At 37.6% G+C, this 9,422-nt stretch carries 13 protein-coding genes; 10 read left to right on the top strand and 3 right to left on the bottom strand.

What is annotated here, in order from left to right:
• Window positions 1–7 precede the first annotated feature (7 nt).
• The 3 genes from ACIQXP_RS15695 (at window position 8) to ACIQXP_RS15685 (ending at window position 1,053) form a co-directional block, all read left to right on the top strand.
• Window positions 8–229, top strand: coding sequence for a VF530 family protein (locus ACIQXP_RS15695; protein WP_090984073.1), 222 nt, complete (start codon window positions 8–10; stop codon window positions 227–229).
• A 173-nt stretch (window positions 230–402) separates the two neighbouring features.
• Entirely contained in the window at window positions 403–801 is a 399-nt protein-coding gene (locus ACIQXP_RS15690; protein WP_293744760.1) for a hypothetical protein, read from the top strand.
• 81 nt (window positions 802–882) lie between these two features.
• On the top strand, window positions 883–1,053 hold the full coding sequence (locus tag ACIQXP_RS15685) for a hypothetical protein (protein ID WP_293744759.1): 171 nt from the start codon (window positions 883–885) through the stop codon (window positions 1,051–1,053).
• A 119-nt stretch (window positions 1,054–1,172) separates the two neighbouring features.
• Here ACIQXP_RS15685 and ACIQXP_RS15680 read toward each other — a convergent pair whose 3' ends face one another.
• On the bottom strand, window positions 1,173–1,721 hold the full coding sequence (locus ACIQXP_RS15680) for a rhodanese-like domain-containing protein (RefSeq protein WP_387505893.1): 549 nt from the start codon (window positions 1,719–1,721) through the stop codon (window positions 1,173–1,175).
• Between the two features lie 298 nt (window positions 1,722–2,019).
• On the opposite strand from ACIQXP_RS15680, the gene rpsL reads away from it, so the two are divergent.
• The 6 genes from rpsL to ACIQXP_RS15650 all read left to right on the top strand — a co-directional run bounded on the left by rpsL (window position 2,020) and on the right by ACIQXP_RS15650 (window position 6,342).
• Window positions 2,020–2,433, top strand: coding sequence for a 30S ribosomal protein S12 (gene rpsL, locus ACIQXP_RS15675; protein ID WP_010599925.1), 414 nt, complete (start codon window positions 2,020–2,022; stop codon window positions 2,431–2,433).
• A 17-nt stretch (window positions 2,434–2,450) separates the two neighbouring features.
• Window positions 2,451–2,918 carry a 30S ribosomal protein S7 gene (gene rpsG / locus ACIQXP_RS15670; RefSeq protein WP_025145241.1) on the top strand — a complete coding sequence of 156 codons (468 nt, stop codon included), beginning with the start codon at window positions 2,451–2,453 and terminating at the stop codon, window positions 2,916–2,918.
• A gap of 128 nt (window positions 2,919–3,046) precedes the next feature.
• Complete coding sequence (gene fusA / locus ACIQXP_RS15665; RefSeq protein WP_293744757.1) at window positions 3,047–5,161, top strand: elongation factor G; 2,115 nt, start codon at window positions 3,047–3,049, stop codon at window positions 5,159–5,161.
• Window positions 5,162–5,294: 133 nt separating this feature from the next.
• The gene (rpsJ, locus tag ACIQXP_RS15660; RefSeq protein WP_008244591.1) at window positions 5,295–5,600 is read left to right on the top strand and encodes a 30S ribosomal protein S10; all 306 of its coding nucleotides are present in this window, start codon (window positions 5,295–5,297) and stop codon (window positions 5,598–5,600) included.
• A 100-nt stretch (window positions 5,601–5,700) separates the two neighbouring features.
• Window positions 5,701–5,946, top strand: coding sequence for a hypothetical protein (locus ACIQXP_RS15655; protein ID WP_293744756.1), 246 nt, complete (start codon window positions 5,701–5,703; stop codon window positions 5,944–5,946).
• A gap of 120 nt (window positions 5,947–6,066) precedes the next feature.
• A complete protein-coding gene (locus ACIQXP_RS15650; protein WP_387505894.1) occupies window positions 6,067–6,342 on the top strand; it encodes a hypothetical protein in 276 nt (91 codons plus the stop codon).
• A gap of 373 nt (window positions 6,343–6,715) precedes the next feature.
• On the opposite strand, the gene ACIQXP_RS15645 is transcribed toward ACIQXP_RS15650, so the two are convergent.
• Entirely contained in the window at window positions 6,716–7,078 is a 363-nt protein-coding gene (locus ACIQXP_RS15645) for a hypothetical protein (protein WP_387505895.1), read from the bottom strand.
• Window positions 7,079–7,239: 161 nt separating this feature from the next.
• Between ACIQXP_RS15645 and ACIQXP_RS15640 the strand changes: the two genes are divergently transcribed.
• Window positions 7,240–8,583 (top strand): deoxyguanosinetriphosphate triphosphohydrolase, encoded by a 1,344-nt coding sequence (locus tag ACIQXP_RS15640; protein ID WP_293744753.1) that lies wholly within the window; start codon window positions 7,240–7,242, stop codon window positions 8,581–8,583.
• Window positions 8,584–8,733: 150 nt separating this feature from the next.
• On the opposite strand, the gene ACIQXP_RS15635 is transcribed toward ACIQXP_RS15640, so the two are convergent.
• Window positions 8,734–9,345, bottom strand: coding sequence for a hypothetical protein (locus tag ACIQXP_RS15635; protein WP_387505896.1), 612 nt, complete (start codon window positions 9,343–9,345; stop codon window positions 8,734–8,736).
• Window positions 9,346–9,422 lie beyond the last annotated feature (77 nt).

Below are 9,422 nucleotides of genomic sequence, written 5' to 3'. Positions count from 1 at the left end.
TTGCTTCATGGCCGAACAGCAAAAAAACAATCCCTTACACGGTATCACCTTAGAAAAGATAGTAACAGATCTTCACGCACATTATGGCTGGGAAAAACTGGGTTCATTGATCAGGATAGATTGTTTTAATAATAACCAGTCGATCAAATCGAGCCTGAAGTTTTTAAGAAGAATGCCCTGGGCAAGAAAAAAGGTAGAAGATTTATATCTTGATACTTTTAATAAATGATGGAATCAGTGAGTTTAGAATGATTTAGTTTTGAATGACAGAATGATTGAGTAGGCTAGTCTGTCCAATATGCTATCATTCAGTTTCTTCTGTCAATCTCTCATTCAAGCGTTTCTCACGCCTTTGCAACCTTTTCATTAAAGCCGTCGTCATCTTGATCTAAACCTTATCTAATGAAAAATATTGTCTGCTGTTTTTTACTAATAGTTGCGTTAAGCAGCTGTGCGCTCGGCGTTATCACAACAAATTATTCCATGTCGAAGGGTAAACTGGATATCCCTCAGAAAGAAACTTACACTGTAGTTTACCGGGCCGGTTTTGATGAGCATTTAACAGCTGATGTAGCTTATACTGATGAGCGTGGCAAACAGACCGAACTAAAAGAACTAAATGGGGAATGGGATAAGACTGTGACATTAAAGTCGGGTACTCATGTTCAGCTTAAAACACTGGCTATTGCCAAAAAAGAAGCTAAAGGCGAATATAAAATCCTGGTGGATGGGAAAGTTGTTTCTGAATATGCTTTGAGAGGAAAAAGGCTCAATTATACGCTTGAATTCGACTTACCCTAGTTCATAAAATCTTCATTTTGATTTTCGAGATTTAAATCAACAAAAATAACAAGGTTTATTCATTATTAAATCCACTTGAAAATGAAAGCAATTAAAGTTTTAAGCATCGCTTTATTAGCCATGTTTGCCTTCGCAACCGTTAATGCAAAAACTGTAGCACCTGTAAAACCAACGACAGAAAAATCACAGACTAAAAAAAGTCATCAAAAACATCATCATCATAAACACACACACAAAATAGCCAAAGTTTAATAAGGAAAGTCTTTCAGGTAAAACTGGAAGACTTTTTTTATATCTTCTGGACAATAATCAATTGACTTAGGTTATGTGTTTCAGTCTCTAAATCAGTCTCTCTTAACAAGTATTGACCACTATCGGCTATTCGTTCCTTCAAAGGTTACTCTTTTATCATTTGTGCTTACCAATTCAGAAAGCTCGTATACATTTTTATAGCCATAACCATATAGATTAATATATGTAGGGATATTTAAGGCCAATGAAATGGGTGCTATTTTTTTCTTTATCAAATCAGGCACAACTTGTTTGCTGGCAAAATTTACCTGATCATCAATAAAATTATTATTGCAGTAGATTAGTATTCTGACCTCTGAATGGGGAATAATCTTTAACAGGTTTTGCTGTGTGAAATCAGCAAAATTTAAATGTATCGCCCCTTTAATATGCTTTCTTTTAAAAAGGCTATCTGAACGGGTATCTAAAATAACCGTGCCTTTCTCTCCCGCCATTTTCAGAAATGTGGGGAGATCAACCAACTTATTTTTACGGTGTGCTTTAACCTTTGGTATAAGTTTTTCATAAGCCTCAAAATCTACGTTAGCCTTTCTTTTAGGAGGTGTGGTTTGTGCATTACATAGAATTGCAAGGTTGCAAAGCATGATTGTGATGACGCTTAGCTTCATTTTTTAGATTGGTTTTTAATAAAGATAATGAGTTTTACATAACGGCATATAAAACAATTAAGTATTTATCATAGAGGACTTGAGGCGTGAGCTGTTGACTAAAAAGTCTTAACTGCAGACTTGACGGCAAAACCTTAACCCTCAACTGAAAACCAACAATTGCCAACTGAAAACTTTTTGCCCTAACCCCTTGATTTTTAAAAAGAATTGTTCTACTTTTGCAGTCCGTTTTATGGGCTATCTGCAAAGATGCCGGGGGAGCGGTAAATTTTTTAAATAAAAAACATAAAAAAGCACAATGCCAACCATTCAACAATTAGTTAGAAAAGGTAGAGTAGCACTGGAGTTCAAGAGTAAGTCTCCAGCGTTGGACAGCTGTCCACAGCGAAGAGGTGTATGTACACGTGTGTACACCACTACCCCTAAAAAACCAAACTCAGCAATGCGTAAAGTAGCCCGTGTTCGTTTAACGAACGGTAAAGAGGTGAATGCTTACATCCCTGGAGAAGGTCACAACTTACAGGAGCACTCCATCGTATTGATCCGTGGTGGTCGTGTTAAAGATTTACCAGGTGTACGTTACCACATCATCCGTGGTGCGCTAGATACATCAGGCGTTGCTGGTCGTAACCAACGTCGTTCTAAATATGGTACTAAACGTCCTAAACCAGGTCAGGCAGCTGCTGCACCTGCAAAAGGAAAGAAAAAATAATCGGGAGGAAATAAGAAATGAGAAAGTCAAAACCAAAAAAGAGAATTATTCTTCCTGATCCAAAATTCAATGATGTTCAGGTAACCCGTTTTGTAAACAACATGATGTACGATGGAAAAAAATCTATCGCTTACTCAATTTTTTACGATGCTGTTGAAATTGCTGAGAAAAAAGCAGGTGAAAACGGCTTAGAGGTGTTCAAACGTGCATTAACTAATATTATGCCGGCTGTAGAGGTTAAATCTCGTCGTGTTGGTGGTGCTAACTTTCAGGTTCCAACTGAGGTTAGACCAGAGCGTAAAACAGCTTTAGGTATGAAATGGTTAATTTTATATGCTCGTCGTCGTGGTGAAAAAACGATGAAAGAGAAATTAGCTGGTGAAATCGTAGCTGCTGCTAAAGGCGAAGGTGCTGCTGTTAAAAAGAAAGAAGATACGCACAAAATGGCTGAGGCTAACAAAGCGTTCTCTCACTTCAGATTCTAAGTTAGGATTAACAGGTCAGTAAGATTACACAGATTTAATTAGAAGATTATACTGATTAGATAATTTGCACCGATTTGTTTCACATAATCGGTGCAATCATTTAAAATCAGATAAATCAAAAACATAACATGGCAAGAGATTTAAAATTTACAAGAAATATTGGAATTGCAGCTCACATTGATGCTGGTAAAACTACCACTACCGAGCGTATCCTTTATTATGCTGGTGTTAGTCATAAAATTGGTGAAGTGCATGAAGGTGCTGCAACAATGGACTGGATGGCACAAGAGCAAGAGCGTGGTATTACCATTACCTCTGCTGCTACAACAGTAAACTGGAACTACCGTGGTAGCAAATACCACATCAACATTATCGATACACCCGGACACGTGGATTTTACCGTAGAGGTAAACCGTTCATTACGTGTATTAGATGGTTTGGTATTCTTGTTTTCAGCAGTTGATGGTGTTGAGCCGCAATCAGAAACTAACTGGCGCTTAGCTAACAATTACAATGTTGCCCGTATCGGTTTCGTTAACAAAATGGACCGTTCTGGTGCTGACTTCTTAAAAGTTGTTAAGCAAGTGAAAGATATGTTAGGTAGCAATGCAGTTCCTTTGCAATTACCTATCGGTTCTGAAGATAACTTTAAAGGTGTGGTTGATTTAATCAACAACCGTGGTATCGTTTGGAATGAGCACGATAAAGGTATGACCTTTACTGAAGTGCCAATCCCTGACGATATGTTAGATGAGGTTGCAGAGTGGAGAGAAAAATTGTTAGAATCAGTTGCTGATTATGATGAGACTTTGATGGAGAAATTCTTCGAAGATCCAAACTCAATCACTGAACGCGAAATTTTAGATGCTTTACGTGCAGCTGTATTAGATGCTAAAATTGTTCCTATGGTTTGTGGTTCATCTTTCAAAAACAAAGGTGTACAGACCATGTTGGATTATGTGATGGAATTATTGCCTTCACCTTTAGATTCTGAAGGTGTTGTAGGTACTAACCCAAATACAGATCAGGAAGTTTTATTAAAACCATCTGAACAAGAGCCGTTTGCAGCATTAGCTTTTAAAATTGCAACCGATCCTTTCGTAGGCCGTTTATGCTTTATCCGTGTTTATTCAGGTAACTTAGAAGCGGGTTCATATGTATATAATACCCGTTCAAATAATAAAGAGCGTATTTCGCGTATCTTCCAAATGCATGCTAACAAGCAAAATCCAATCCCTAACGTAGGTGCCGGTGATATTGCTGCGGTTGTTGGATTTAAAGATATTAAAACTGGTGATACCCTTTGTGATGAGAAACACCCGATCGTTCTGGAATCAATGGTATTCCCTGAGCCGGTTATCGGTTTAGCTATTGAGCCTAAAACTCAGGCTGACGTTGACAGATTAGGTATGGGTTTATCTAAATTAGCGGAAGAAGATCCTACGTTCAGAGTTCAGACAGATCAGGAAACTGGTCAGACTGTAATTTCTGGTATGGGTGAGTTGCACTTAGATATCTTAATTGACCGTTTAAAACGTGAATTTAAAGTAGAGGTTAACCAGGGTGCGCCACAAGTAGCTTATAAAGAGGCTATTTTCGGTACAACTGAACACCGTGAGGTTTACAAAAAACAATCAGGTGGTCGTGGTAAATTCGCCGATATTAAAGTGGTGATTTCTCCAATTGATGCCGATTTTGAAAAAGGTGGTTTGCAATTTGTAAACGAAATTGTAGGTGGTTCAATTCCTCGTGAATTTATCCCTTCAGTTGAGAAAGGATTTGCATCTGCAATGTCAAATGGTGTATTAGCTGGTTACCCGCTTCCTGATATGAAAGTACGTTTGATTGATGGTTCATTCCACGCAGTCGATTCAGATGCTTTATCATTTGAGCTTGCTGCCCGTATGGCATACCGTGAGGCTTTACCTAAATGTAAACCTGCTTTGATGGAACCAATCATGAAAATCGAAATCTTAACCCCTGAAGAAAACATGGGTGATGTGATCGGTGATATGAACCGTCGTCGTGGTCAGTTACAAGGTATGGATACCCGTAACGGATCTCAGGTAATTAAAGCATTGGTACCACTTTCAGAAATGTTTGGTTATGTAACACAGTTACGTACCATCACTTCAGGCCGTGCAACTTCTACAATGGAATTTGACCACTATGAGCCAGCGCCTAAAAACGTTCAGGACGAAGTGGTAGCTAAATCTAAAGGAAGAATTAAATCTGAAGACTAATAAGGTAAAAGGTTAAGGGCATAAGGTTTAAGGTTTTCGAACCCTACGCCTTACGCCTTCCTCCCTCAACCTTGAAAGATAAATCCGGTTTCTGTTGTTAATAGCTCTAACAGGAAGCCATAATTAAAATAAGATGAGCCAAAGAATCAGAATTAAATTAAAATCTTACGATTACAACTTGGTAGATAAATCTGCTGAGAAAATCGTAAAAACTGTTAAACCTACGGGTGCAGTGGTAAGTGGTCCGATTCCACTTCCTACAGAGAAAAAAATCTTTACTGTTTTGCGTTCTCCACACGTAAACAAAAAAGCTAGAGAGCAATTCCAGTTATGCGCTTACAAACGTTTATTGGATATTTATAGCTCTAACTCTAAAACAGTTGATGCTTTAATGAAACTTGAATTGCCTAGCGGTGTTGAAGTTGAAATCAAAGTTTAACTGATTTTAAAAGAAAAAAAAAGGTCTCGATGAAAATCGGGGCCTTTTTTTGTATAGCTCAGTTTCAAAAACAAAACCTGAGCCGGCGGGTTATATTGATATGATAAGTAATGATAAAGAACAAAAGGCATTATCTGTTGAAGGGCAGGATTTTGCTGATCCTAAAGAAGAAGGCAAAGATAAACCTTCCTCACATGGCGAAGTAGCTAATCAAAAAGGTAGTGATTTCTCTGATCTGGAGGAAAGCAGGATGGAAAATCCACCACAGCACCGTGATGAAAATGGTTCAACTAAAGATGACGTGGATAGTAGCACAAAGATAGACCAAAGTAAAGGCGTAAATTAATTGGTCGGTTAACAAGATAGCATCTGGCGAAACGCCTGATAGGACATAATTGTTTCCAGGTTAAACTTTTTTCCTTAATCTGTTGTTCTTATAGCGGAGTATCTACCAAAATAAATCACCATGGAAAATAATGATAATAAAAATAGCGATTCTAACGAAGACATTAATCGTAATGATGATCAGATAGATTGGGATAACGGAGAAGCTACGTACGGACATAAGAGAGCTGATTTTAAACGTAAGGATGAACCGGAGGCCTCCCATTTGCCATCAACTGAAAATGATAATTCCCAAAATATTAATGAAAATTTGAATAATGCAAATTTAAGCCAGGGTGAAGATATAGGAAGCAGGAATAAGAATGATGATAAGGGTTTGAGGGGTGAGGATTTATGATTTATTATAAAGAGATTATCCCCACAGAATAATCCCTTTATAATGCTTATGCATTTTCCGGTAGATGCAAATTATTTAGGATTCGACAACTGTAATACGCTAATTAAGCAGCGAATGCCCTTAAATATTTAGTCAATGATTTTGTTTAATTTTTGTCGCGAATCCTACAACAATGCAAATCTCGAAAACTAAAAATCAATTCACAAAAATTATGGTTTTAATACATTGATATATGTCAATTTTTTGCTCAGTTGTGCTTTGAATAACGTATTTGCTGATATGACAGTATGCTGTTACAGGCTTGGCCTATAATTTTTTATTTACATCATAAAGGCGCTTTTTGTGGAGATTGGCAAACCTATATAATATTTCCTTAAATACCCGTATTTAATGCACGGTTTTCATCTTCTTCATTAATATCAGCATTAGATTTAAAATCTTCAGAGGAACTTCCGGTATGACTTTCTGCACTTTTTAACGTAGGATTTTTATCCGTGCTGTTGAAGGCGTCGTCGCTAAGTGAATCTTTGCCCTGTGTGCCAGAGTTATCTCTGCCGTCTTTTGCTAAAGGATTTCCTTTAATCAACTCGTCGGGTTCTTTTCCATAACTGGTTACTACATCAGTATCATTACCCTCTTCAAAAGCTTTTTGCACATCTGATTTTTCTGATTCCTCATCACCTGATCCTACATAGCCCTCAATATGTTCTTTTTTGTTATATATGTTTGTTTTCATGTTATATCGTTTTATCAATAAACAGGCAGGAATTCAAATAGTTTGAATCAGGATAAATCAAGGAAAGTGAGTTTGTTTTATAAATTTTACCTCAAGCTTTATGCTTTACCATTTTCACGTTTTGTTTAACTTGCACCAAATTTTAAAGGCCAACTGGATAAATGGAGTGGAAATATTTACTTTCGAATAAAAGATACGGACAAGAGCAATATGGTGCCAGCACAGATCGGGCACGTTCAGATTTTCAGCGTGACTACGACCGGTTGATTTTTTCGTCTCCATTTAGAAGGCTTCAGAATAAAACCCAGGTTTTTCCATTGCCTGGAAGTGTTTTTGTGCACAATCGTTTAACGCATAGTTTAGAAGTAGCGAGTGTAGCCCGTTCCATGGCAAATATATTCTTAAAAAGTGTAGAAGAAAATCAGTCACAACTTATTAAAGAAGTCCCCTTAATTAATGAGGTGGGCAATATTGTTGCCGCCGCCGCGCTTGCACATGATTTGGGCAACCCGGCATTTGGACATTCTGGCGAAGCAGCTATTTCGCGTTATTTTACCGATGGCGATGGTAAAGTTTACCAGAAAGAAATGAGCGAATCGCAATGGCACGATTTAATTAATTTCGAAGGAAATGCGAATGCCATTCGTATACTCACCCATCCACTAAAGGGAAAGGGAAATGATGCTTATGCGCTCACTTATTCTACTTTGGCTTCTATTGCCAAATATCCATGTGCTTCCATTGCAGGTAAACAGAAAGGCCTGCTGCACCGCAAAAAATACGGTTTCTTCCAATCAGAAGAGGAAAGTTTTAGAAAGATTGCTGCCGAACTTCAACTGGCACAAGAAGATAATGAGTACCTTATCTACAAACGCCATCCTTTGGTTTATCTGGTAGAAGCTGCAGATGATATCTGTTACAGCATTATCGATCTGGAAGATGCGCACCGCCTCAAGATACTTTCTTACGAAGAGGTGAAGGCTTACCTTCTGCCTTTTGCCAATTCAACAACAATTGAAGAACGTTTAAAAAACGATTATGAGGATGATGATGCGAAAATTGGTTTGCTTCGCGCTAAAGCCATTAACACTTTAACAAACCAATGCGCGTCCATATTTTTTAGAGAGCAGGAAAAACTATTAAAGGGTGAGCTTAACCATAGCTTAACTGATTTACTTCCTGAACCGTATATCTCTGCCTGGAAAGCTGTTGAAAAGATTTCTGTGGAGCGTATATACAATTTCTCATCTGTTATACAGAAAGAGGTGGCAGGTTATAAAATTATGGCCGGTTTATTAGAAGAGTTTGTTCCTGCGCTTATTCATAACAATACACATTATTATAAAAAACTGGTTAAACTCATTCCAAAGCAATATCACACCGATCTGACCGATATTTATTCTATAATACAAAGTGTGCTGGACTTTGTATCTGGCATGACAGACTTGTATGCGGTAGATTTATACAGGAATATCAAGGGTATATCTTTTCCTTCAGAAACTTAAAGCTTTTAGGTAACAATAAACCGCTTAAAATTTGCCGGTTGAAATATATTGCTTTTTTGCGGTGCCAGATGTTACCATCTGGCCCTCATTCGCATCTCTAAAGGTCGCCAATAAACAAGGCATTTTCTCCGGATTAATGGTCAGACTTTGCTATCTGCCTCTACCTTCGTCCCATTTATTTCTTTCATCCTGTAGTTCGCGGGCCAGTTTCATTTCTTTATCTTTTGCCTTTACCTTATGTGCCTGAAATTCATCGGCCACTTCCTGATAAAGTTCAGTCCTGTATTTAGCCTCATGCCTTAATTTGCCAGATTGGAAAATAACAAAAGCCAAAGCAATGCCCAGCACAATTATGATGGTCCAAACAATGGTATTATAAGTGCCCTTATTAAAGGAAATTCCTAAAAATTTAATTTCGTTAACAGATGCATTGGCAGTAGCAAGCGAGCTTTCTTTTCCGGTAACCTCACCTTTTAAACTCGAAATATTGTCTGCTTGTGCCTTAATTTCCTGCCTGGCTTCCTGCAATTGTTTGCGTTCCTTTTTCAATGTGTCGTTAACGCTTTTCCATAAAGCGGATAATCGGCTTGGATTGATCAGTCTGGCACCATACAAACTTTTAGATTTTTTCAACATAAACTGATACTGGCCGTTTAAAGATGGATCAGTGTTTTTAGTGGTATCAGGAACGGTTTGGGCAAATGCAACGTTTAAAAATAGCATCGCGCTTAAAAATAATAAGGTTAGTTTAATTTTCTGCATAGTTTAAATATAGGTATTAGCGTTTAAAACTGCATTTTATCTAATTTGTGTTTAATAAAATTGTTTCGGGTTTTGGC

Source organism: Pedobacter suwonensis (assembly GCF_044762335.1).
Lineage (GTDB): Bacteria > Bacteroidota > Bacteroidia > Sphingobacteriales > Sphingobacteriaceae > Pedobacter.
This window is presented reverse-complemented; position numbering and strand designations above follow the sequence as displayed.

Excerpts from the sequence above, each read along its gene's own strand:
- ACIQXP_RS15695 (WP_090984073.1), top strand. The coding sequence starts at position 8 with ATGGCCGAACAGCAAAAAAACAATCCCTTACACGGTATCACCTTAGAA.
- ACIQXP_RS15690 (WP_293744760.1), top strand. The coding sequence starts at position 403 with ATGAAAAATATTGTCTGCTGTTTTTTACTAATAGTTGCGTTAAGCAGC.
- ACIQXP_RS15685 (WP_293744759.1), top strand. The coding sequence starts at position 883 with ATGAAAGCAATTAAAGTTTTAAGCATCGCTTTATTAGCCATGTTTGCC.
- ACIQXP_RS15680 (WP_387505893.1), bottom strand. The coding sequence starts at position 1,721 with ATGAAGCTAAGCGTCATCACAATCATGCTTTGCAACCTTGCAATTCTA.
- rpsL (WP_010599925.1), top strand. The coding sequence starts at position 2,020 with ATGCCAACCATTCAACAATTAGTTAGAAAAGGTAGAGTAGCACTGGAG.
- rpsG (WP_025145241.1), top strand. The coding sequence starts at position 2,451 with ATGAGAAAGTCAAAACCAAAAAAGAGAATTATTCTTCCTGATCCAAAA.
- fusA (WP_293744757.1), top strand. The coding sequence starts at position 3,047 with ATGGCAAGAGATTTAAAATTTACAAGAAATATTGGAATTGCAGCTCAC.
- rpsJ (WP_008244591.1), top strand. The coding sequence starts at position 5,295 with ATGAGCCAAAGAATCAGAATTAAATTAAAATCTTACGATTACAACTTG.
- ACIQXP_RS15655 (WP_293744756.1), top strand. The coding sequence starts at position 5,701 with ATGATAAGTAATGATAAAGAACAAAAGGCATTATCTGTTGAAGGGCAG.
- ACIQXP_RS15650 (WP_387505894.1), top strand. The coding sequence starts at position 6,067 with ATGGAAAATAATGATAATAAAAATAGCGATTCTAACGAAGACATTAAT.
- ACIQXP_RS15645 (WP_387505895.1), bottom strand. The coding sequence starts at position 7,078 with ATGAAAACAAACATATATAACAAAAAAGAACATATTGAGGGCTATGTA.
- ACIQXP_RS15640 (WP_293744753.1), top strand. The coding sequence starts at position 7,240 with ATGGAGTGGAAATATTTACTTTCGAATAAAAGATACGGACAAGAGCAA.
- ACIQXP_RS15635 (WP_387505896.1), bottom strand. The coding sequence starts at position 9,345 with ATGCAGAAAATTAAACTAACCTTATTATTTTTAAGCGCGATGCTATTT.